This is a genomic window from Rathayibacter sp. VKM Ac-2803, from assembly GCF_009807175.1.
In the GTDB taxonomy this organism is placed as follows: Bacteria; Actinomycetota; Actinomycetes; order Actinomycetales; family Microbacteriaceae; genus Rathayibacter.
Genome location: NZ_WUCD01000001.1, coordinates 441,262 through 462,218, shown reverse-complemented (window position 1 = coordinate 462,218; position 20,957 = coordinate 441,262). Strand labels below are relative to the sequence as shown.

Here is a 20,957-nt window from a genome sequence, read left to right as displayed (position 1 = left end):
AGGAAGCTCCCGGCTGGGCCGACGACGGAGGGGGAGACCGACGAGAGGACCGGGAAGCCGAACGAGTAGAACGTACCGGAGGAGACGAGTGCGGTGGTGCTCAGACCGGCGACGCATCCGTTCAGAGCCTGCTCCCCTTCGTTCTCCGGCCTCGGCGAGGGGCGCCTGGGGCTCTAGGCGCTCCCCACGCGGAACGTCAGCTCGAGCACCGCGTCCTCGAGCGGCACCCGGTACCGCTCCGGCAGAGCGGGCCCGCACGAGGCGCTGCCGACGCCCTGCTGACGCACGTCGAGGTTCAGCACGACGACTCCGGAGTCGCGCAGCTCGTGCGGGTGCCCCGCCGCCGCGAGCGCGCCGCTCGACCAGCGCCGGGCGGTGAAGTCGAAGCCGGTGCCGCTCACCTCGAGCGTCGGCAGCCCGCCGCCGGTGAGCGCGAGCCGCCGCGTGCCGACGTGGTTGCCGTTCTCCTGCGGCACGACGTACGGCGTCTGCAGCGCGTCGATGCTCGAGGCGAAGCGCCCGAAGCGCACGGCGTCGAGGGTGTCCACGTACGACTCCCCGGGGCCGTGGCCGACCCAGTCCGCGTCGGTGTAGGCGCCCGGCAGCGTGAGCCGCAGCCCGAGGCGCGGCGGGGTCACCGAGTGGTGGCCGTGCGGGGTGTCCTGCCACGCGCCGACGAAGGAGAGGTGCGCGGAGAGGTGCACCGCGTCCTCGTCGGCGGTCCAGACCAGGCGGCTGACGACGGCGAGGGTCTCGGTCGCCGGGCCGCTCCGGGTGGTCACGGTCACGGAGGCGTCACCGCGGTCGACCGCGATGGTGCGGTGCAGCACGCGGTCGAGGCCCACGGCCGTCCAGCTCGCGGCGAGGGCGTTCAGCGTCCCCTGCCCGCGGTCGTTCTCGGTGGGCGCGCGCCAGAGGTCGACGAGCGGACCGCCCACGGGGATCCCGCCGAGGGTCGTGAGCCGCCCCGTCCGCTCGTCGAGGGCGGCGTCGCCGAAGCGCAGACCATCGGGCGCGACCCGCGTCGCGGTCCCGCGGGTCGGAGGCGCCGCCGCGTCGATCCGCTGCCCCCACGCCACCTCGTGGCCGGCAGGGGCCCAGGGCGTCGCCTCCGCGAGCTCGGCCGTGACGGTGAGCACGCCGGCGGGCGCCGCGAACGGCACCTCGACGACCCCGCGCGGTGGCACGGTGGGGATCTCGAGCACTCCGGACGCGCCGCCCTCGACGCTCCACCGCCAGCGCAGGGCCGCCGTGTCGACCACGTCCTGCCGGTTGCGGACGGTGATCGCCGCCTCCGACACCGTGATCACGACCGGGGCGTACGCCCGGGTGACCGAGGCGAGACCGGGTGAGGGCGTGCGGTCGGGGAACAGCAGGCCGTCGATGCAGTAGCTGCCGCCGTTGGGGGCGGAGTCGATGTCGCCGCCGTGCCGGAAGTACTCGGAGCCGTCGGGCGCCGTCGCGCGGAAGCCGTGGTCGATCCACTCCCACACGAATCCGCCGACCATCCGCTCGCTCGACTCGAGGAGGCGCTGGTACTCGTCGAGCGAGCCCGGTCCGTTGCCCATCGCGTGCCCGTACTCGCAGAGCACGAACGGGAGGCGGCGCCGGCGCACGTCGTCGGGCGAGCCGGCGACCACGCCCTCGGGAGTCGGCTCGCGCCGCTCGGCGATCGCCTCGAGCGCCTCGAGCGCGAGGTACATCGCCGACGAGAAGTCGGAGTTGCGGAAGCTCGGATCCCGCTCGTAGTGGATCGGCCGGCTCGGGTCCAGGGAGCGCACCACGCGCTCGAGCTCGTCGAAGGCCTCGCCGACCCAGCTCTCGTTCGCGAGCGACCAGATGACGATGCTCGGGTGGCTCCGGTCGCGGGCGACCATCCGCGTGATCCGGTCGACGAGCGCATCGCGCCACTGCGGGTCGGTCGGCGGGTTCCCCTCCCACCCCGCGTAGATGAAGCCGTGGGTCTCGATGTCGCACTCCTCCATCACCCAGAGGCCGAGCTCGTCGCACAGCCGGAGGAACGCGGGGTGCGGCGGGTAGTGCGAGGTGCGGACGGCGTTGACGCCGGCCCGCTTCATCAGCTCGATGTCGAGGCGCATGGTGGCCTCGTCGAGGGCGCGCCCGCGGTCGGGATCGTGCTCGTGCCGGTTCACTCCGCGCAGGCGCACGGGCGCGCCGTTCACGGTGAAGACACCGTCGCGGATCAGCACCGTGCGGAACCCGACGGCGAGCTCGATCCGCTCGCCCGCCACTTCGAGGGTGCCGCGGTAGAGGCGGGGCGACTCGGCGCTCCAGGGCTCGACCGGCAGCCGTGCGGTCTCGCCCGCCGCGAGCTCGAGGCCCAGCTCGGGCAGCCGGACGACTCCGGGCACCGCTCCGCCGTCGGCGTCGAGCGCCCGTACGAGCAGCGTGCCGATGCCGTCCGCGTAGTCGGCGGTGACGACGACATCGTCGGCCGCGCCGTCGGGGCGGTGCAGCAGCTCGACCTCGCGGAAGATCCCGGGCAGCCACCACATGTCCTGGTCCTCGAGGTAGCTGCCGGAGGACCAGCGGTGCACGCGGACGGCGAGGACGTTCCCGCCGCGGCGGAGCGCCTCCGTCACGTCGAACTCGAACGGGAGGCGGCTGCCCTTCGAGTGGCCGAGCGGCCGGCCGTTCAGCCACGCGGCTCCGCACGAGTCGACGCCCTGGAACCGCAGGACCGTGCGGCCGTCGACCGGCCAGTCGTCCGGCAGGTCGAAGCGGAGGCGGTGGTCGCCGGTCGGGTTCTCGTCGGGGAGGTGCGGCGGGTCGAGCGGGAACGGGTACGCGGTGTTCGTGTAGAGCGGGTCGCCGTGCCCCTCGAGCACCCAGTGCGAGGGGAGGCGGAGGAGGTCCCAGCCGGAGTCGTCGAGGTCGACGCCGGCGAATCCCGGCCCGGTCCCCTCCGCGGTCGGCGCGAGCCGGAACCGCCACTGCCCGTCGAACCGCAGCCGGGGCGCGTCGCTCGGCACATCCGCCCGGGGCATGCGTCGCCCGCGCCCCGGCGCCGGGTCCTCCCAGTACCGGGTGCCGGGCATCAGCCCTTGACCGAGCCGGCGGCGAGGCCGGCCATGATCTGCTTGTTGAGGAAGAGGTAGAGCACGAGCATCCCGAGGATGTTGATGCTGATCGACGCGAACAGCGGTCCGTACTGCGTCGATCCGTACTCGTCGCTGAAGTTCAGCAGGCCCACCTGCACCGTCGCCAGCTCGTCGTTCGTGGTGAACGTGAGCGCGATCAGCAGGTCGTTCCAGACGGCGAAGAACTCGACGAGCGCGATGGTGATGATCGCGTTGCGCATCATCGGCACGCCCACCCGCCAGAACGCGGTGATCATGCTCGCGCCGTCGATCGCGGCGGCCTCGAACACCTCGCGCGGGATGGCCCGGAAGTAGGCCGTCATCAGGAACACCGTCAGCGGCAGCCCCATCACGGTGTACGTGATGATCAGCGGCCAGAGCGAGTTCGTCAGCCCGGTCCGGAAGTACACGGTGAACAGCGGGACCAGGATCATCTGGCCGGGGATCATGATGCCCGCGATGAACAGCAGCAGCACCGTGTTCCGGCCCTTCCAGACCAGGATCTCGAGGGCGAACGCGGCCGCGACTCCGAGCACGATCATCAGGGCGAGGGAGGGGACCGTCACCAGGACGCTGTTGCGCAGGTTGGTCGCCAGGTCGCCCTCGGTCAGCGCCGAGACGTAGTTCGAGAAGTCGAGGCTCTGCGGCAGGGCCCAGGTGGGGTTCGAGAAGAACTCGTTCTGCGTCTTGAACGAGCCCATCACGATCCAGAAGATCGGGTACGCCTCGACGACCACGAGGATCGCGATCAGCACGCGGCCGATCCAGCGGCGCGTGCCGCGGCCGATGCGGCGGGCCTGACGGTGCGGCCCGGCGGGCACGGAGGGCCGGGACGCCGGGCGGGTGAGAGTCGAGGTGGACACCTCAGGCCTCCTTCGTGTTGTCGCGGCGCGACGAGCGGAAGATGAAGAGGGTGACCAGGAAGCACATGATCGTCAGCACCAGGGCGATCGTCGATCCGTACCCGTAGTCGGAGTAGCTGAAGACGGTCCGGTACATGTAGAGCGTCAGCGGGGTGGTCGAGCTGCCCGGTCCGCCGTTGTTCAGCGCGAGCAGGGTGTCGAACACCTTGAGCGTGTTGTTGAAGCTGAAGATCACGGAGGAGAGCAGCACCGGCAGCGAGAGCGGCAGCACGATCGAGCGGACGAGGCGCCACCCGGTCGCGCCGTCGATGCGGGCCGACTCGAGCGTCTCCTCCGGGATGTCGACGAGGCCGGCGTAGAGCAGGATCGCGAAGAAGCCCATCGAGCGCCACAGCTCCATGCCCACCGCGACGGCGAAGGTGCCCTCGGCGGTCGCGAACCAGTCGACCCCGTCGAGGCCGAGGAAGCCGAGACCCGCGTTCACGGGCCCCTCCTGACCGCCGACGGCGAACATGCTCTTGAACAGCAGCGCCACGGCGACCGTCGGCAGCACGGTCGGGAAGAACACGACGGTGCGGACGAACGCCGACGAGTTCTTGAGGACGAAGACGTAGAGCAGGGCCAGCGCGTAGCCGAGCACGACCTGCCCGACCGTGATCACCAGCGAGTAGCGCACGGTGAACCACAGGGCCTCGAGGGCCTGCGGATCCTGGAAGAAGCGGAGGAAGTTCGCGCCGCCGGCGAACTCGAATCCGCTCAGCGGGTTGCCGGTGAAGAAGGTGAGCCCGAGCGACCAGAGCACCGGGACGAGCTTGATGAGCGTGTAGACGGCGAGTGCTGGCCCCAGGAGGATCAGGATCGCCTTCTTGTCACCGAGAACGCTGTTCACGGGAGTCCTTTCGACGTGCGCGCACGCGGGGAGAAGAAGGAGGAGCGGGCGGGCCGGGGGAGGGATGAGCCCCCGGCCCGCACCGCAGCGGTGCCGGGCCTGTGGAGCCGGTCTACTGGGCCTGGTCGAGGTCGGCCTGGAGGGCCTTCATGTAGTCCTCGGCGCTCATGCCGCCCGAGACCAGCAGCGAGACGTTGGTCTGCGCGTCCGAGGTGGTCTTCGCGTCGAAGAGGGCCTCGAACCAGAGCACGGTCTCGTCGGCCTCGTTCACGTACTCCTGCACGGTGGTGGTCAGCGGCGGGACGTCGGTGACCTCCTCGTTGATCGCGAAGCCCGAGATGACGCCCTGGTTCTGCAGCACGCTGGAGCCGTAGTTCTCGGCGATGCAGCTGAGCCAGTCGCCCACTCCGTCGCTGTAGGCCTTGGTCGAGGTCGCGGTCGCCGCACCGGCGTTGGCGGGCCACTGGCTGCTGTCGCCGGCGCCGCCCTCGACGTCGGGGAAGGGCAGGAAGCCGACGTTCTCCTCGCCGATCTGGTTCTGCGCCGGGTCGTTGAGGTTGGCGAGGAACCAGGAGCCGTTGTAGGTCATCGCGGCCTCGCCGGTGAGGAACTGCGCGTTGGCGGTGTCGGTGTCGCGCGAGGTGACGCCCTCGCCGAACAGTCCGGCGCGGCCGAGGTCGGCCACGGCCTGGGCGCCCTCGACGTACTCGGCGTCGGTGAGCTTCGCGTCACCCGACTGGACGTCCTTCATGGCGTCGGGGCCGACCGAGCGGAAGATGTAGTTGCCGATCAGGCGGGTCAGCGGCCAGCCCTGGCTGCCGGCCTCGGTGAGCGGGACCACTCCGGCGGCCTTGAGAGTCTCGAGCGCGGTGACGAGCTCGTCCCAGGTCTTCGGCTCGGTGATGCCGTTGTCGGCGAGGATCTGCTTGTTGTACCAGATGCCCTCGACGTTGTACTGGAACGGCAGCGACACCATCCCGCCGTAGACCGAGGTGATGGTCGAGCGCGCGGCGGGCAGGATGTCGTCCCACACGCCCAGCTCGGTCAGCTTCTCCTCGTAGTCGACGATCAGGCCGCCCTTGCCGAGGTCGCCGTCGGGGCGGACCTGCGCGGTGCCGGCGACGAAGGACGTCGGCAGGGCGTCCTGGCTGGCGAGCAGCGTGATCTTCTGCACGACGTCGGCCTGCGCGACCGTCTGGTTGTCGAGGGGCATGGCCTCGTTCTCGGCCGAGCAGACGCCCTCGCCGAGGGTGGTCAGCTCATCGCGGATGATCGAGTTCTCGGCGGGGGTGAGCACCGAGAAGGAACCGGCGCTCGCGGACTCGGACGAGCCGCCGCCGTCTCCCGAGGCGCAGCCGGTGAGCAGCAGCACGGCGGCTCCCGTGCCGGCGACCAGGCCGGTGAGAGCACGGCGGGATCGACGTCGTTCGCAGGGGCGTGAAGAGCGGGACACATTTCCTCCTTGAAAGGTGCGGGAACGTTTGAAACGTTACAATCTGCGAGGCTAGCCACGGCGCCTGGCGGTGTCAAGAACGATCGGCGGATCGATGTCGAAGCGATTTCCCGCGGGAGCACCGACGTTGCGCTTCGTCTGTCGGAAAGTTTGACACGTTTCAAAAAGTGCCGGACGATGGAGTCGTCGTACGGGCGGAGCAGCCCGAGCGCCGCAGGTGCGGTGCACGGCGGGGATCGGAGAGCATTCGCATGGAACTCGACGGGCGACGCGCCCTGGTCACCGGGGGCGCGGGAGCGCTCGGACGGATCATCTGCCTCGAGCTGGCGCGGGCCGGTGCCGACGTGGTCGTCGTCGATCTCGACGGTGCCGGAGCGGAGGAGGTGGCCCGCTCCGTCCGCGAGCAGGGGCGCGCCTCCCGCGCGGTCGCGGTCGACCTCACCGACTTCGACGCGGTGCAGAGCGCCCTCGGCGCCGTCATCGAGGAGGACGGCGCGATCGACGTCCTGGTCAACGGCGCGGGAGGCGGCGCGGTCTCGTTCTTCCACGAGATGACCGAGCAGACCTGGCGCACCCAGATCGAGCGCAACCTCGACACGGTCTTCGCGGTCACCCGCGCGGTGCTCCCCGCGATGCTCGAGCAGCGCTCGGGGCGGATCGTGAACATCGCCTCCGTCGCCGCGGTCGCCGGCGGGCGACTGGTGCGCGGGGCGACCGCCTACGCCGCCGCCAAGGCGGGGGTCGTCGGTCTGACCAAGGCGCTCGCGATCGAGGTGGCCGACCAGGGGGTCACGGTCAACGCTCTCGCCCCCGGGGCGCAGCGGACGCCGGGCCGCGACAACGACACTCCGGAGCGGCGCGAGGCGCTGCTCGCGCAGATCCCCTCTCGACTGCTCGGCGAGCCGCAGCACCTGGCGCAGACCATCGTCTTCCTCGCGTCGCCCGCCGCCGTCAACATCACCGGAGTGATCCTGCCGCTCGACGGCGGACACTCGATCTAGAAGGGCCGCCCGATGAACCCCACCCCGGATCCCGATCGCCTCGCCCGCGGCAGGGTCGCCTTCGACGCCGTCTACGGCGAGGGGAAGGCCGACGGCCTGATCGCCCTGCAGGCCGGCCGCGCCCAGGACCTCGCCCGCTACGGCCTCGAGTTCAACTTCGGCGACATCAACTCGCGCCCCGGCCTCACCCTCCGCGAGCGCGAGCTGATCACGCTGGGCGTGCTGACCGCGCTCGGCGGAGTCGACGCCCAGCTCCGCGGGCACACCCGCGCGGCGATCAACACGGGGGCCACCGCCGAGGAGGTCGTCGAGGCCGTGATCCACACGGTGCAGTACGTCGGCTTCCCGCGGGCGCTCAACGCGGTGAAGGTCGTGTCGGAGGCGCTCGTGGAGCACGGGGTCGCGCTGCCGGAGCCGCTGCTGCCGGAGTAGCGGGCGGCGGAGTCGCGCCCGCTCGGATCGCGTCTGCCGGGGTCGCCCGGTGTCGCGTGAGAGCATCGAACCCCGTCCGGCGGCACGCCGGGGCACCGGAGAGCACCAGGAGGCAAGGATGGCGAAGGTCGGCATCCGCGACGTCGCAGCCGCGGCCGGCGTCTCGATGGGCACCGTCTCGCACTTCCTGAACCACCCGGCCCGCGTCTCCGACGAGAAGGCGAAGCGGATCCAGGAGGCGATCGAGTCGCTCGGATTCGTCCGCAACAACGCGGGCCGCCAGCTCCGCCTCGGGCACAGCTCGACCATCGCCTACATCGCCCCCGACGTCTCGAACCCCTTCTTCGCGATGATCGCCGAGGGAGCGGAGCGCCGGGCCGCCGAGCTGGGCCTGTCCCTCTTCCTCGCCAACTCGGGCGGCGAGAAGGGTCGCGAGGACGCCTACCTCGAGCTCTTCGAGGAGCACGGGGTCCGCGGGATGCTGGTCGCCTCGCACGGCTCGATCGAGGACCGCCTCGCCGCCGTCCGCTCCCGCGGGACGCCCACCGTGCTCGTCGGCCGCCGCGCGCAGTCCGAGACCCAGCCCTCCGTCTCGGTCGACGAGGTCGTCGGCGGCCGCCTCGCCGCGGAGCACCTGCTCGGACTCGGCCGGCGCCGCCTCGCCTTCGTGGGCGGACCGCTGTCGATCCAGCAGGTCGGCGAGCGCCTGTCGGGCGCCAGCCGCGCCGTCGCCGCGGTGCCCGGCGCGACGCTCGAGGTCATCGACGTCGAGCACCGCGTCATCGCCGAGGGCCACGAGGTCGGCGAGGCGATCGCGGCGCGCGAGCCCGCCTCCCGCCCCGACGCGATCTTCGCCGTCAACGACCTGCTGGCCATCGGCCTCGAGCAGGTGCTGGTCCGCCGCGGGATCCGCGTGCCCGACGACATCGCCCTGATCGGCTACGACGACATCGAGTACGCGCAGGCCTCCCTGGTGCCGCTGAGCTCGATCCGCGCCCCGAAGGAGTCGTTCGGCGCCTCCGCCGTCGACCTGCTGCAGTCGGTGATCGGCGCGCCCGACGACGCCGTCGACCGCCGCCGCGTCTTCGCGCCGGAGCTCGTCGCGCGCGCGTCGACGCAGCCCCGCTGACCGCCGAGCCGCACCTCCGGCCGAGCACCTCTGGCCGAGCACCTCCGGCCGAGCACCTCCGGCCGAGCACCTCCGGCCGAGCACCTCCGGCTCGTGGAATCCGGTTCGGCTCGCTGAATCGGCGCTTTCTTGCGAGCCGAACGCGTTCCTGCGAGCCGGAGGTGGTCCGCACCGTCGCCCGCGCATCGACTCGGCACTCCGTCACCGACGGGCGTCAGCGCAGGCGCGGCTCCCGCGCGCGGGCGCTGGTCACCGTCCACACCACGAGCCCGGCCAGCGCCGAGAAGAGCAGCACGTGCAGCACCGTGATCGGCGAGCCCGCGGGCCGGTCGACGACCTCCCACTCGGCCACGAGGTCGCGCGCCACGTCGGCGCTGCCCAGCGCGGCGCCGGTCAGCGGGTCGGCGGGGTAGGAGGAGAAGGCGTCCAGCTCGCCGGTCTCGACGTCGAGCCACGCGAATCCGGAGTCGTTGCTGTCGTCGGCCGACGAGAGGTGCAGCAGAGCGGTCCGGTCGTCGCGCCAGCCGAGCATGCTGCTCCAGCGATCGGCCGGGAGCGGCAGGACGCGCTCCTCGACCCCCTCGCCGACGACGTCGATCACGCGGAGCGCCGCCGTGCCGACCGCCGCGAGGCGCGTGCCGTCGGGCGACCACGCGTCGCCGTCCAGGATCCCGGCCAGCGGCGCGAGCTCGTGGGTCGCCGAGCCGTCGACCGCATCGAGGATCAGGAGGGCGTCACCGGTCTGGGCGGCGATGCGGCGTCCGTCGGGCGAGACCGCTCCCGACTGCACGGCTGTCGGGCGGAACCCGGGTCGCGTCTCGAGCGGAAGGGTCCGCAGCTCGCCCGAGGCGAGGTCGAGGGTGGCGAGAGTGCCGTACAGCCGGAACTCCGCGTCGGTGTACCGGCTCATGTCGTCGTCGCTGGTGAGGAGCAGCACGGTCTCGCCCGCGGAGTCGATGCTGAGGGCGACCGCGCTGGCGGCACCGGTGATCGGCACGATGCGGCTCGAGAGAGTGCTCAGGTCGAGCAGCTCGACGCCCGCCTGCCGCCCGGGCGCGCTGATCACCACGAAGGTCCCGTCGGCCGAGAGGACGCTGTCGGCGGGGTCGCCCTGGTCGGCTGCGACCGAGCGCTCCTCCGCCGCCCCGAGCCGACGGTAGGTGGCTCCGTCGGCGCCGAGCACCACGGCCTGCGGGACGTCGAGGAACTCGACGCCGACGCCGTTCTGGTAGGTCATCGCCGCCGCCTCGATCTGCGCGGCGCCGAGCATCGGCGTCCACCACGAGTAGGTGCTGAGCTGCCGGGGGAAGGAGGGGGATCCTGCCGGAGCCCCGATCAGGGTGAGCGGCCACAGCAGCACTGCCACCGCGAGGGCCGCGATGACCGCGGGGAGGCGGCTCGGCCGCTCTGCTCTGCTGCTGCCCATGCGCGCTCCCCCCCGGCTCGGCACCGCCAGCATACGGAGGCGTCAGCGCCCCCTCCGAGGGTCGCCGCGAGTGTTCACCGGGTCGTCACCCGGTCGGGAGGGAGCACCTCCTCACCACTCCCGGCCGGCGTCGTGCGCTCGGCTCAGCGCTCGCCGCTCCTCGCCCGCGGAGCGAAGAGCCCCGCACCGTACGCGACCAGGATCACGGCCATCACGACTCCCGAGGCGACCGCAGCCCCTCGGGCCGCGCTCCCCGTCCCGATCAGCAGCCCCGCTCCGCCCAGCACGACGAGCGCGCCGCCGAGCACGACGAACATGCGCTCGGCGAACGCCCATGCGAACGGCAGGAAGTGCAGCCCGACGACCGCCGCGATCAGAGCGGGCCGCAGATCCGACCGCCCCTCCGCCTCGAGGAGCCTGCTCCCGACCGCGATGAGCGCGAACGCGACGGCGACGCAGCAGACGTAGACCACGATCCGCGACCGCCGCGGCGCCACGAACTCGCCCAGGAACCGCGGCCGAGCGAACAGCAGCCACAGCGCCGCGCCGATCGCCGCGACCGTGACGAGCCGCACCTCGATCGACAGCGGATCGGCGAACCCCGGCGTGTACGAGAACACGAAGACCGCTGCGCCGACCAGCCCGATGGCGGCGCCGATCCGCCGCGGATCGACGAACGGGGGAGGCGAACCTGTGCGAGCGCGATCGTCGGTCATGGTGGCAGCCTCGCAGACGGGCGGCCGGGGATCGGCGCTCGGACGTCGACCGATCGGAGCCGACGCGCTACCGGCCCGGGGGCCGAGGCGACAGCTCCCCTTCCGGTGCCAGGTGAAATCCCTGCGCAAGGGGGTGAAGTCCGTCCTCCCGAGCGTCGGCGACCGCCACCCTGAGCGAGCCGAGTCACCCGAGGGCGCGGCGCAACAGGTCGGGAGTCGTCGTGGCATTCATCGCACCCGGTGCGCGACCGCCGTTCGTGCGCAGCGCCGCACGGCACGACCAGGCCGCGTCCACCTGGCTCGGCGAGCTCGGGGTTCTGAGTCGACCCTCCGCCCCGCTGCGCATCGCGGCAGACGTTCTGCGACACGACGGGATCGAGACGCTGCGGATCCGGCACACCCCCGGACGCTTCTCGCGGCGTCCGGGGGCGGGCGACGGCATCCGGATGCTGATCCCCCTGGAGGGCGGCCTGTCGGTGCTGCCCGACCAGCCGGGGGCGCGCGAGGTCGGGATCGGGGAGGGCGACCTCGCGGTACTCCGCCGCGACACACCCTTCACTCTCGTCTCGGACGCGCCGACCACCCGCCTCGAGATCGAGCTGGAGCGCCCCCTGATCGGCACCTCGATCGACCGAGGAGCCCTGGCGACGACCGCCGACGCCGCGACCCGCCGCATCCTGGTGTCGACGATCAACGCGGTGTTCGCGGCCCGCCTGGACGCCCGCTCGCCGGCGCTGCCGCTCGTGGGGGCGGCGCTGGAGCAGCTGGCGGGGGCCGTCATCCTGGCGTCGCTGCCGCGGGACGAGAGCGCGGGCACCTACGCCGAGGCGCTCGCGCTCATCTCGGCGACGGCGGCTGACCCGGGTCTGTCGGTGCAGGCGCTCAGCGCGCGGACGGGGGTGCCCAGGCGCACCCTGCAGAGGGTCTTCGCGCGGCACGGGACGACGGTGTTCGGCGAGATCCGGCGTGCGCGGCTGGCGGCGGCGAGGGCGCTGCTCGGTGGAGAGGAGTCGGAGCCGCCTCCGGATCACGCACTCCTCGACTACGTGCGCTCGCGGCGGCTCCAGCGCGATCGCGCGCACCTCGAGGCACCGGGCGCCGACGGCTGAAGGCCGGCCGGTGGCGGCGGGGCGTGGATGGTCCGCGGTGTTCATGTCGGGGGCATTGCGTCGCGGTCGGTCGCGGCGCAGTCTGGGGGCATGCAGGGGATGCTGGAGAGCAAGGGTGAGATCGTCGGCGCGATCGTCGTGCTCGTGTCCGCGATCTGGCTGGTCATCGCAGCCTTCGCGGTCGGCGCGGGCGACATCTTCGCCTTCCTGGGGCTGATCACGGCGTTCGCGCTCGGGACGACGGGCGTCGGCATCCACGCCGCCAGCCGCGAGGCCCGCTTCCGCCGCGACAAGCGCTGACCGCGCCCGTTCCGCGCGCGGATCTCGCGATCCATCCGCCACAGACGCACCGTGCGGGTCAGGACGGATCGTCTTCGACGGACCGCTCGGCGACGGCGCGAGGGAGGCGCTCGTCGGCGCGCTACTACGACACCACACTGGGTCGCTTCACGCAGATGGACCCGAGCGGTCGCGAGGAGAAAATAAAAGCTATCCCAGAACACCGTCCCGCCTGACGCGTGCGATTTAGACTTCCGGTACGGTCTCGTCATGGAGCTGGGCTACGCACGGGTGTCGACCACGAAACAGGACCTCGATCGGCAGATCATCGCCCTCGAGGCGGCCGGGATCCCGTCCGGACGGATCTACGTCGACAAGAAGTCCGGCGCCACCACCAACCGGCCCGGGCTGCAGGCCGCGATCGAGTACGCCCGCGACGGCGACGTGATCGTCGTGCACACCCTCGACAGGCTCGGTCGCACCGTCCGCGACACCCTCAACCTCATCCACGACCTCGCCGAACAAGGCATCGGGATCCGCAACCTCGCCGACCCCATCAAGATCGACTCCTCCAACCCTGCCGACCCGATGGCGCAGCTCGCCGTCGTCCTGCTGGCGCTGTTCGGGCAGATGGAGCGCACCTACAGCCTGGAACGCGCCGCCGGCGCCCGCGCCGCCGCCGAAGCGAAAGGCCGGCGCACCGGCCGCCCCACTGTCGTCGATCCCGACAAGCTCGCCTACGCCGCACACCTGCGCAACACCGACCACACCATCGCCGAGATCGTCGCGAAGACCGGGATCACCAGGACGACCCTGTATCGCCACCTGCCCAAAGCGCCTGTCGAAGCCCACCTAGCCGATGCGCCAGACACCCTCTCGCGGGCGAACGCATCCACCGACCGACGCTAGGCGCCACGCAGGTGCCGAACACTGCCCTCGCCGAGGCGGGGAACCGGGCGACCGCTAGCGTGGCCCGCGTAATGGATCTGGGGGATCATGAGCCGCTGGGACAAAGGAAGTGCTTCTACCCGAGTTTTTCGATGGGTGTTCACACTTATTGCAATATTCTTTCTAGTCGCAACCATTCCTGTAATCGGTCCGAAAACGACACCGGAAAGCCAATGCAACGCTCGGCCTCACTCTGAGGTGTCGGCAGGCGAGACAATGGGTATCCGTGCAGAGTTCAGCGCATTCCCTCTCGGATTGCGCTGCTTCTACGAGCGCGATGACGATTCGGGGTGGATCGCCGTTGATCCTCCGTGGGTCTACACCGTCACGTTGTTTTCGAGCCTGGCCGCAGTGGCAGTGGGCATTACGTTCCCCCTCATCTTTCGCAACATTGAGATGAGGAAGAATGATGAGAAGAACACGAGCAATGTGGGCCACAGTTCTGGTCCTGGGGGTGGGGGCGTCTCTTTCGATAGCTCAACCGGCAACCGCTCAAGACGCGACATCGGCGGTGAAGACGCCTGAGGTCACTCGCGTCACGGTCCCCTTCAGCGGAGGGGTGGAACTGTCCTCTGCAGTGGAGATCGCGCAGTCAGCCGGGGTAACTCCGGTGGCGTTCCGATTCGAGAGCGACCAGATCGTCGGGGAGTACTCCACGGTTGTGGGCGACCCGGTTGACGAATTCATCGTGGAGTTCTCCAATCGCTTCGGCACGGTTCCTCGGGTAGTTGGAGCCGTGATCGAGACGCCGACGCCGTCGGCACCTGAGCGACGCTCAGTGAGCGCGCCTTCCCCGATCGACACCAAGCTGCCAGACTTCGTGCCCCCGGCAGTCCCGGCCGACAAGGCCGCGACGCTCGTCTCGAGCGACGGTTCTGGCGCTCGAGCAGCGTCGGCGACGTCGGCTCAGGCGGTTGCTGCCGCGGCCGGGTGGAGGCCTGAACACGTCCGGGTGACGGTGCAACGATCTGGGAGCTCGCAGTACATCACCAACAAGATCAATTGGGGCGGCGGTAACCCCCGAGCAATCCCCGGCCCCTGGGGCCTCGAAGTCGGCACGGATCTCTACAACAACGCAACCGGAACCCGCGGAAGCGTCATTCCCGGCCAGATCTGTGGACCCAACTTCCGCGATCAGTTCATCGCGAAAAACTACAGCTTCAAGTCCTGGACCACGTTCAATCCCGACGGCGGCATGGCCGCCACCCATCCATACGCCGACTACAACGACCTTCTGGACTCGTGTGGTCGGAACTCGATGACTATCGGCTTCCAAGATCCGCAGAAGATGGTGGGCCTGGAACTCACCACACAGATCGAGGCGAGACTAGGAGTCACCTCGTCCAGCAGACTCGGCGGAGGGCTTCAACTCGTGAACGGCTCAAGCTGCCCAAGCGACGGCTCTATCGCATTGACTGACTGCATGAAAATCCCCAACACTACAGCGCCGGGGATTCCCAACTCACGACTTACCCTCAGCACTTCGAAGAACTGGGTCGCGAATCCGAATAAATGTTGGCAATCCTCCGGATACGGCGACATCAGCGCCGTAGCGACGACTTGCATCCCCTAACCGGCCAATAGACCATCGGCTATCGGACACAGCGGGAAGGGCCGGCGAACTTGCGGTGCGTCGGCCCTTCCCGCTGTGTTCAGCGTCGCAAGGATCACTCCGTCGGCCGGCCTGGGGCTGCGTAGTCGGCAGGCCCATCATCGGTGCGGCGGGCGACGATTTCGGCTTCGGCTGGCTCGTCTTCAAGGAGTTCACCGAGCGAGAGCACCTTGAACGGCTTCTGCTGTGTGCTGTGCAAATCGTTGTCAATCGCTGCAAGCATTCGGGTGTCAGCGCGGTCGGATGCGGCGGCGCCGTCGCGGAGGATCAGAACCGTCGTCTCGCGTGCCTCGCACCAGGTGTTATTGCAGTACACGTCGACGCGGCCCGTGTCTGCCTCGACATCCGACTCGGAGAGCTTCGCGGTCATCTGCCCGCAGAAGTAGCACTGGGCGTATCCCGGGCTGTTCGCCGCCGGCCCGACGAGAGCGCTGCGCACCCAAGGGGTCTCTCCAACCTGCCAGCCGTGGTGTGCGTTGGTAGTGCTCATGCCTGCTCCTTCGCAGTAGAGGTGGTCTTCCGTCAGCAGTATGGCTGCACCGGGTGCGGACCCCTCGTGCTTCAGTCGTCATCAGAAGTAGGTCCCTCAGTTCGGGGGCCCCGAAGTGACGCGCGTACGACGTGCGGTCCTCCCGCGAGCCCATCAGTGCTCGGAAACGGTCGTTTCCGGAGACAACCAGACGTCGCAGCGGGGTCCGAGCAGCACGGGTCGTCTCCGACGGATCGACTGCGAGCGCTGCTCGCCGGGAGCGATCCGCAACCCCCTACGGGCAGGGGGTCCCGCCTCCGTAGGCTCGCCGGCATGCTGCTCATCTTCGGGACCCGCTCGGTCGAGGACCTCCTGCGCGTCGTCGTCCTCGTCTGCGGCTTCTGCGGGGTGCGCGACGAGCAGCGCGTCCTGCGCAGCCGCACGCGCCTCGCCCTCTTCTTCGTGCCGCTCCTCACGATCTCGACCCGCTACCTCCTCGAGTGCGCGAACTGCGGGACCGTGTCGAGCCTGAGCAAGGAGGAGGCGGAGGGTGGCCTCGCCGAGCAGTCCGCCCCTCCGTCGCAGCCGGCGCGCCCGCAGGACGCCCGGCCGGACGACGGCCGACCGCGCGACGCCTGAACGGCGACCATCAGTGCTCGGCGCGCCCCGAGTCCTCGATCAGGCGCACCTTCACGTTGACGGCGAACGGGCCCGAGAGCTCGGCCTCGAGCATCCCGCGCATCAGCTCGCCGACCGTCCGGAGCGTGTCGGGTGCCGGCAGCGCCGCGAGCGCCGAGATGTGCGCGCTGACGGTCGTGAATCCGGCGGAGCGGTGGATGTCGACAAGCACGTCGGGCTGCCGCAGTTCGAGCTTCACGGCGATGGCCTCGGCCGCCGCCTCGAGGATCGGCTGCGCCGGGTAGACCCCGGCCACTCCCTCGGTGTCGCGGATCGCGGCGGTCAGGCGCTGCGAGAGTTCGGTGTCGTCGGTCACGGTCGGTCCTCCCTGCGGGGGTAGACATCGTCGACGGTGACGTCGATGGCGCCCACGACGAGCTCGGTGTGGCGCTCGAGGGCGTAGCGGATGCGCTCGCGCAGGCGGTCGGTGACCTCCGCGATCGCCAGCCCGAACTCGAGGGCGAAGGTCACGTCCACGCGGATGACCGCACCCGGAGTCGCCACGTCGCCGTCGAGCGTGCAGCGCCCCATGATCACGCCGCCCATCGTGTCGCCGGCGCGGCGGATCATGCCGCGCACCGCCGCCTCCGTCAGCGCGAGACGGAGGCTGGGGTCGGGGTGGCGCACGGGAACGTCGCGGCCCGAGCGCACCTCGGTGCGGATCGCGTCGAGCAGCCCGGCGATCCAGACCTCGTCGCGGGCGGGCTCCCGCTCGGACTCGCGCCGCAGCGCCCGCGCCGACAGCTCGGTGAGCCGGGTGAGGTTGGCCAGGGCGAGGCGGCAGGCGGCCGAGTCCTCGATCGAGGGGTCGTAGGGCTGCCGTCCGCGGTCGAGGTAGTCGCTCAGCTCGTCGAGGGTGTGGCCGTCGAGGTCGTCGTCGGGCACGGAGTCGATCACGGAGTCACCGGGCAGGGAGTCGTCCAGCCCGCCGTCACCGGCCACGTCGTCCCGCGCGTCCTCGCGCGCCGAGTCGCCCACGGGCTCGCGCTCCCGGTGCACCGGGCCGCCCTCGGGCACAGCGTCGTCATCGAGTGTCATCGCCATGCCTCCAATTCGTGGAGCAGGAATCGCCGGGCCCGCGCGAGGAGTCCGCGGACCGTCGAGACGGGGATGTCGAGAGCGTCGGCGATCTCCTGGTAGCTGTAGCCGGCGGTCTCGCGGAGTAGCCAACAGCGTCGCTGATCGGCGGGCAATCGGTCCAGCGCCTCCCAGACGGCGTCCAGCTGGAGCCGGGCTTCGACGATCCGCTCGGGGGAGTACTCGGCGGGTGCCGGCGGGTCCCAGTCGTCGATGTCGTCGTGGCGGCGGCGGACGCGGATCCGGTCGATCGCCTTGTGCGACACGATGCGCATCAGCCAGTTGCGGATGTTCGCCGGGCTGTCGAGGTCCGAGAGTCGTCGCCAGCCGGTGAGGAACGCCTCCTGCACGACGTCGTCCGACTCGGCCGACGAGCCCAGCAGCTTGGCCGCGTAGACGCGCATCAGCGAGCCGTGCCGGCGCGCGAGCAGTTCGAAGGCCTGCACGTCGCCGTCCACCGCGCGGGCGGCGAGGGTCGCGTCGGAGGCCCCGTGGAGGGGATCACCGAGGAGGGGGTCGTCGTCGATGGTCACCTCCTCTCGCCCGCGGTCCGTCGATCCGCGTCGGTGGCGCACCGACGGCCACGTCCGCTCCGAATGCCTATCAGCCTGAGGAGGCGACCACCGGAGGCGATGGCCGCCGGGCGAGAAAGTCGCCCCTTCGAGGCACACGCTGTCACCCGAGTGAGGGTCGATTGGAAGGCGAATTCGTGACGAATCACTCTCTGGACTCGTCTGATCTGTAACCGCCCTCTTCAGAGGGCCACCCGGCCCCGAACGAAAGGGCCTTGACACGAGAGAAGACCGGTCATGAACTCCTTCCTCCTCCGACGGCTCGAGCGCCTGGCATGAGCGGGTCGACCTTCACGATGGGCAGCCCCTTCGCCTCCGCCGACGCGGTGCACGAGGGAGCCGAGCGGCGCTTCGAGGCCTCCGGTGAGAACCCCGACCAGGCCTCCGCCGTCTACGCCGACGCCTACGGCGGCGGCACGTTCCGCGTGGCCCCCGCGTCGCGCGACTTCTCGTTCCGCTACGCCTACCGCGGCAGCGAGCGCGTGACGCTGCGCACCTCCGACTGCGCGGGCGGGCTGATCGGCGAGGTCCCGCACCTGCGCGAGTACGTCGTCGGCTGGTTCCGCGCCGGCGGCGGAGTCCTGAACCTCCGCCCGTTCACCCGCACAGAGGCCTCCTCGGCGCCGTTCCTCTTCCCCGCCGAGCGGCAGTTCGGGCTCGACTTCCGGCCGCACCGCCAGAACCTGATCCACTTCGCGCCGGGCTTCCTCGAGGACGTCGCGACCGAGTCGCACGCCGGACCCCGGCAGCCCGTGTCGTTCGACCACGAGGCCGACCCCGATCCGACCGTGCTCGCCCGGTGGCGGGCCGCGGTGTCGGAGGCGAGCGCCGCGCTCGCGACGGCCGCCATCGCGCCGCTCGTCCGCTTCACCGCCGAGCTCAACCTCGCCCGCGCGCTGCTGCTGCTCTTCTCGTGGCGGGCGTGGGACGTGCCCGCGGTGCTCCGCCGCCCGTCCGCGTCGCGGACCCGGGTCGCCCTCGACTTCCTCCAGCACCACGCCCACGAGCCGATCACCCCCGCCGACGCCGCGCGCGCCGCAGGCCTGCACACCCGCACCCTGCAGCAGGCGACGCAGCGCCACCTCGGAGTCTCGCCCTCGGTCTACCTGCGCGACATCCGGCTCGACCGCGCGCGCAACGACCTCGTCGCGGGCGACCCGTGCTCGACCACCGTCGCCGCCGTCGCGCGCGAGTGGGGCTTCGGCAACCTCGGCCGCTTCGCCAGCTCGTACCAGGCGCGCTTCGCCGAGAAGCCGAGCCAGACGCTGCGCTCCTGACGGAGGCGCGGCGGCGGCCCGGCCGGGGCGAGCGGACGCCTGACGCTCGCAGGGAGGCGGGTCTCGATACGCCCCCTGCGGCGGCTACTCGACCAGCGGGCTTCCTGCGCGTGACCCCACTTTTGCTGATCGAGTAGCCCGCGCAGCGGGCGTATCGAGATCCACGTCCTTCAGAAGGCGCGATCTGCACCGCGATCTGCTGACGCCGGTGGGTCTCGATACGTCCCTGCGGGGCTGCGGGCCCGAGCAGCAGGGGGCGGCGGCGCCACGACGTGCTCGCCTTGGTGCTGTTCGCGCGTGCGACGTGACGGTCGCGGCGAGTGCGCGATCACGTCGACGCGGGGTCGGGCGTCACTCCGGGCGGGGGAGGACGACGGCGACCTGACGCCGGAGGTGGTCGAGCACCTCCGGCAGGGCATCGTGCAGGTGCAGGGTCGCCGTGGTGGTCACGTGGAGGACCGAGCTGATCACGCGTGCCAGCGTCGCGGCGTCGACGGGCGAGCGGTCTCGGGAGAGGGCGCGGGTCACGCCGTCCTCGAGCCGCAGCGACAGCGCGAGCCCCTCGGCGCGGTGGGGCTCGGCGGGGTCGCCGAAGACCAGCTCGTGCAGGTAGGTGCGGCCGTTCTCGGGCTGCTCGCGGAGGCACGTGACCGCGGGTGTCAGCAGGGCCAGCACCTCGCCGAGCACGGTCGACCGGGCGCCGAGGTCGGCCGCGGCGGCCAGGCCCTCGTCGAGGGCGGTCTCGAACTTCTCGTTCTGCACCATGATCAGCAGCTCCGCCTTCGTCGCGGCGTAGAGGAACAGGGTGCCGATCGCGACGTCGGCCCGATCGGCGATCTGCTGAGTGGTGACGCCGCCGACACCGTGCTCGGCGAACAGCGCCGTCGCCGCTGCGGTGATGCGGCGCCGCTTCTCCTCCTTGGCGCGCTCGCGTCGACCCGGTGGGCCCTGCTGTGTCGTCATCGACGCCTCCTTGACAAAGTAACTGAGTCTGCTCATGATTGAGTCTACTCGGGTAAGCGACCCGGGAGCGAGCGGGAGAGGCACTCATGGCGCCGAGATCGGATGACGCGAAGGCCGCCTCCGCCGTCGATGCACCGACGCGACGGGTGAGCGCCGCGGGGGCCGAGTTCGTCTACCGCGAGGTGGGCCGCGGCGACCTGCCGCCCCTCGTCGCGCTGACGCACCTCGGCGCGAACCTCGACGGCTGGGATCCGGAGGTCATCGATCCGCTCGCCGCCGAGCGTCGTGTGATCCTGCTCGGCTACCGCGGCGTCGGCGGCTCCACCGGGGTGGTGCGGCGGTCCTTCGACGAGGCGGCCGGCGATGCGATCGCCGTGCTGCGGGTGCTCGGTCTCGAGCGGGTCGACCTGTTCGGGCTGTCGATGGGAGGCATGGTCGCCCAGGCGATCCTCGAGCGCGCTCCGGAGCTGGTCGATCGGGTGATCCTCGCCGGCACCGGCCCCGAGAGCGGTGCCGGGCTCACGACGATGGCCGGAGTGATGCTGCGATCGATCCTGCGCGGCGGGCTCACGGGGACGGACCCGACTTCGCTGCTCTTCTTCACGCGATCCGACCTGGGCAGGAGGTCGGCGAAGGAGTACGCCGCGAGGCTGCAGCGGCGTCGGGCGGGCCGCGACGCCTCCGTCGGGCTCGGCGTCTTCCGCCCGCAGCTGCAGGCCGTCGCGGAGTGGGGGAGGCGGCCGGTGCCGGCCGGCCCGTTCGCGGCCCCCGCGCTGATCCTGCACGGCGACAGCGACCGGATGGTCCCGCCCGCGAACGTCGACCCGCTGCGGGCCCGGTTCGCCGACGCGCAGGTCCGGATCCTCCACGACTCCGGCCACGGGGTCGTGTCCCAGAACCGGCGCGCGGTCACCGAGGCCGCGCGCGACTTCCTCCGCCGCTGACCGCGGCACCCGAGACCAC

22 protein-coding genes are annotated in these 20,957 nt (G+C 71.1%); 11 read left to right on the top strand and 11 right to left on the bottom strand.

From position 1 onward, the window contains the following. Positions 1–173: 173 nt before the first annotated feature. The 4 genes from GRS96_RS02110 to GRS96_RS02095 form a co-directional block, all read right to left on the bottom strand. On the bottom strand, positions 174–3,059 hold the full coding sequence (locus GRS96_RS02110; protein ID WP_159987596.1) for a glycoside hydrolase family 2 TIM barrel-domain containing protein: 2,886 nt from the start codon (positions 3,057–3,059) through the stop codon (positions 174–176). After that, positions 3,059–3,964 (bottom strand): carbohydrate ABC transporter permease, encoded by a 906-nt coding sequence (locus GRS96_RS02105; protein WP_235021879.1) that lies wholly within the window; start codon positions 3,962–3,964, stop codon positions 3,059–3,061. The genes GRS96_RS02110 and GRS96_RS02105 overlap by 1 nt, the downstream gene beginning before the upstream one ends. Before the next feature lies 1 nt (position 3,965). Beyond that, the gene (locus GRS96_RS02100) at positions 3,966–4,853 is read right to left on the bottom strand and encodes a carbohydrate ABC transporter permease (RefSeq protein WP_159854928.1); all 888 of its coding nucleotides are present in this window, start codon (positions 4,851–4,853) and stop codon (positions 3,966–3,968) included. A 112-nt stretch (positions 4,854–4,965) separates the two neighbouring features. Beyond that, the gene (locus tag GRS96_RS02095; protein ID WP_159987595.1) at positions 4,966–6,306 is read right to left on the bottom strand and encodes an ABC transporter substrate-binding protein; all 1,341 of its coding nucleotides are present in this window, start codon (positions 6,304–6,306) and stop codon (positions 4,966–4,968) included. 251 nt (positions 6,307–6,557) lie between these two features. Between GRS96_RS02095 and GRS96_RS02090 the strand changes: the two genes are divergently transcribed. The 3 genes from GRS96_RS02090 (at position 6,558) to GRS96_RS02080 (ending at position 8,868) form a co-directional block, all read left to right on the top strand. Then, the gene (locus GRS96_RS02090) at positions 6,558–7,307 is read left to right on the top strand and encodes an SDR family oxidoreductase (protein WP_159854932.1); all 750 of its coding nucleotides are present in this window, start codon (positions 6,558–6,560) and stop codon (positions 7,305–7,307) included. Positions 7,308–7,319: 12 nt separating this feature from the next. Continuing rightward, a complete protein-coding gene (locus tag GRS96_RS02085) occupies positions 7,320–7,739 on the top strand; it encodes a carboxymuconolactone decarboxylase family protein (protein ID WP_159854934.1) in 420 nt (139 codons plus the stop codon). A 118-nt stretch (positions 7,740–7,857) separates the two neighbouring features. Then, on the top strand, positions 7,858–8,868 hold the full coding sequence (locus GRS96_RS02080) for a LacI family DNA-binding transcriptional regulator (protein WP_159987594.1): 1,011 nt from the start codon (positions 7,858–7,860) through the stop codon (positions 8,866–8,868). Positions 8,869–9,082: 214 nt separating this feature from the next. On the opposite strand, the gene GRS96_RS02075 is transcribed toward GRS96_RS02080, so the two are convergent. Together GRS96_RS02075 and GRS96_RS02070 are read right to left on the bottom strand one after the other, a co-directional pair. Further along, positions 9,083–10,294, bottom strand: coding sequence for a hypothetical protein (locus GRS96_RS02075; RefSeq protein WP_159854938.1), 1,212 nt, complete (start codon positions 10,292–10,294; stop codon positions 9,083–9,085). A gap of 143 nt (positions 10,295–10,437) precedes the next feature. Next, a complete protein-coding gene (locus tag GRS96_RS02070) occupies positions 10,438–11,010 on the bottom strand; it encodes a hypothetical protein (RefSeq protein ID WP_159987593.1) in 573 nt (190 codons plus the stop codon). Positions 11,011–11,231: 221 nt separating this feature from the next. Between GRS96_RS02070 and GRS96_RS02065 the strand changes: the two genes are divergently transcribed. The 5 genes from GRS96_RS02065 (at position 11,232) to GRS96_RS02045 (ending at position 14,919) form a co-directional block, all read left to right on the top strand. Then, positions 11,232–12,119 (top strand): hypothetical protein, encoded by an 888-nt coding sequence (locus tag GRS96_RS02065; protein ID WP_159987592.1) that lies wholly within the window; start codon positions 11,232–11,234, stop codon positions 12,117–12,119. A gap of 90 nt (positions 12,120–12,209) precedes the next feature. Then, positions 12,210–12,419 carry a hypothetical protein gene (locus GRS96_RS02060; protein ID WP_159854944.1) on the top strand — a complete coding sequence of 70 codons (210 nt, stop codon included), beginning with the start codon at positions 12,210–12,212 and terminating at the stop codon, positions 12,417–12,419. Positions 12,420–12,668: 249 nt separating this feature from the next. Next, entirely contained in the window at positions 12,669–13,307 is a 639-nt protein-coding gene (locus GRS96_RS02055) for a recombinase family protein (protein ID WP_159854946.1), read from the top strand. 87 nt (positions 13,308–13,394) lie between these two features. Continuing rightward, entirely contained in the window at positions 13,395–13,871 is a 477-nt protein-coding gene (locus GRS96_RS02050) for a hypothetical protein (RefSeq protein ID WP_159987591.1), read from the top strand. A gap of 34 nt (positions 13,872–13,905) precedes the next feature. Continuing rightward, positions 13,906–14,919, top strand: coding sequence for a hypothetical protein (locus GRS96_RS02045; RefSeq protein WP_159987590.1), 1,014 nt, complete (start codon positions 13,906–13,908; stop codon positions 14,917–14,919). Between the two features lie 94 nt (positions 14,920–15,013). Here GRS96_RS02045 and GRS96_RS02040 read toward each other — a convergent pair whose 3' ends face one another. Further along, positions 15,014–15,448: a hypothetical protein gene (locus GRS96_RS02040; RefSeq protein ID WP_159987589.1), complete on the bottom strand. Its 435-nt coding sequence runs from the start codon at positions 15,446–15,448 to the stop codon at positions 15,014–15,016. Between the two features lie 312 nt (positions 15,449–15,760). Here GRS96_RS02040 and GRS96_RS02035 point away from each other — a divergent pair, with 312 nt between their 5' ends. Then, positions 15,761–16,066, top strand: a complete 306-nt coding sequence (locus GRS96_RS02035; protein WP_159854952.1) for a zinc-ribbon domain-containing protein — start codon at positions 15,761–15,763, stop codon at positions 16,064–16,066. 10 nt (positions 16,067–16,076) lie between these two features. On the opposite strand, the gene GRS96_RS02030 is transcribed toward GRS96_RS02035, so the two are convergent. The 3 genes from GRS96_RS02030 to GRS96_RS02020 are packed head-to-tail and all read right to left on the bottom strand — an operon-like array spanning position 16,077 to position 17,715. Continuing rightward, positions 16,077–16,421, bottom strand: coding sequence for a hypothetical protein (locus GRS96_RS02030; protein ID WP_159854954.1), 345 nt, complete (start codon positions 16,419–16,421; stop codon positions 16,077–16,079). Further along, positions 16,418–17,143, bottom strand: coding sequence for an Asp23/Gls24 family envelope stress response protein (locus tag GRS96_RS02025; RefSeq protein ID WP_159987588.1), 726 nt, complete (start codon positions 17,141–17,143; stop codon positions 16,418–16,420). Before GRS96_RS02025 ends, GRS96_RS02030 begins: the two co-directional genes overlap by 4 nt. Further along, complete coding sequence (locus GRS96_RS02020; RefSeq protein WP_236553542.1) at positions 17,140–17,715, bottom strand: RNA polymerase sigma factor; 576 nt, start codon at positions 17,713–17,715, stop codon at positions 17,140–17,142. Before GRS96_RS02020 ends, GRS96_RS02025 begins: the two co-directional genes overlap by 4 nt. Before the next feature lie 314 nt (positions 17,716–18,029). Between GRS96_RS02020 and GRS96_RS02015 the strand changes: the two genes are divergently transcribed. Continuing rightward, positions 18,030–19,031, top strand: a complete 1,002-nt coding sequence (locus GRS96_RS02015; RefSeq protein ID WP_159987587.1) for a helix-turn-helix transcriptional regulator — start codon at positions 18,030–18,032, stop codon at positions 19,029–19,031. Positions 19,032–19,382: 351 nt separating this feature from the next. Here GRS96_RS02015 and GRS96_RS02010 read toward each other — a convergent pair whose 3' ends face one another. Continuing rightward, positions 19,383–19,994, bottom strand: a complete 612-nt coding sequence (locus GRS96_RS02010) for a TetR/AcrR family transcriptional regulator (RefSeq protein ID WP_159987586.1) — start codon at positions 19,992–19,994, stop codon at positions 19,383–19,385. An 86-nt stretch (positions 19,995–20,080) separates the two neighbouring features. On the opposite strand from GRS96_RS02010, the gene GRS96_RS02005 reads away from it, so the two are divergent. Next, positions 20,081–20,938 (top strand): alpha/beta fold hydrolase, encoded by an 858-nt coding sequence (locus GRS96_RS02005; protein WP_159987585.1) that lies wholly within the window; start codon positions 20,081–20,083, stop codon positions 20,936–20,938. Positions 20,939–20,957 lie beyond the last annotated feature (19 nt).

Bases quoted from the DNA above. Each gene is read 5' to 3' on its own strand.
- GRS96_RS02110 (WP_159987596.1), bottom strand. From the start codon at position 3,059: ATGCCCGGCACCCGGTACTGGGAGGACCCGGCGCCGGGGCGCGGGCGA.
- GRS96_RS02090 (WP_159854932.1), top strand. From the start codon at position 6,558: ATGGAACTCGACGGGCGACGCGCCCTGGTCACCGGGGGCGCGGGAGCG.
- GRS96_RS02085 (WP_159854934.1), top strand. From the start codon at position 7,320: ATGAACCCCACCCCGGATCCCGATCGCCTCGCCCGCGGCAGGGTCGCC.
- GRS96_RS02080 (WP_159987594.1), top strand. From the start codon at position 7,858: ATGGCGAAGGTCGGCATCCGCGACGTCGCAGCCGCGGCCGGCGTCTCG.
- GRS96_RS02075 (WP_159854938.1), bottom strand. From the start codon at position 10,294: ATGGGCAGCAGCAGAGCAGAGCGGCCGAGCCGCCTCCCCGCGGTCATC.
- GRS96_RS02070 (WP_159987593.1), bottom strand. From the start codon at position 11,010: ATGACCGACGATCGCGCTCGCACAGGTTCGCCTCCCCCGTTCGTCGAT.
- GRS96_RS02060 (WP_159854944.1), top strand. From the start codon at position 12,210: ATGCAGGGGATGCTGGAGAGCAAGGGTGAGATCGTCGGCGCGATCGTC.
- GRS96_RS02055 (WP_159854946.1), top strand. From the start codon at position 12,669: ATGGAGCTGGGCTACGCACGGGTGTCGACCACGAAACAGGACCTCGAT.
- GRS96_RS02050 (WP_159987591.1), top strand. From the start codon at position 13,395: ATGAGCCGCTGGGACAAAGGAAGTGCTTCTACCCGAGTTTTTCGATGG.
- GRS96_RS02040 (WP_159987589.1), bottom strand. From the start codon at position 15,448: ATGAGCACTACCAACGCACACCACGGCTGGCAGGTTGGAGAGACCCCT.
- GRS96_RS02035 (WP_159854952.1), top strand. From the start codon at position 15,761: ATGCTGCTCATCTTCGGGACCCGCTCGGTCGAGGACCTCCTGCGCGTC.
- GRS96_RS02025 (WP_159987588.1), bottom strand. From the start codon at position 17,143: ATGACACTCGATGACGACGCTGTGCCCGAGGGCGGCCCGGTGCACCGG.
- GRS96_RS02015 (WP_159987587.1), top strand. From the start codon at position 18,030: ATGAGCGGGTCGACCTTCACGATGGGCAGCCCCTTCGCCTCCGCCGAC.
- GRS96_RS02010 (WP_159987586.1), bottom strand. From the start codon at position 19,994: ATGACGACACAGCAGGGCCCACCGGGTCGACGCGAGCGCGCCAAGGAG.
- GRS96_RS02005 (WP_159987585.1), top strand. From the start codon at position 20,081: ATGGCGCCGAGATCGGATGACGCGAAGGCCGCCTCCGCCGTCGATGCA.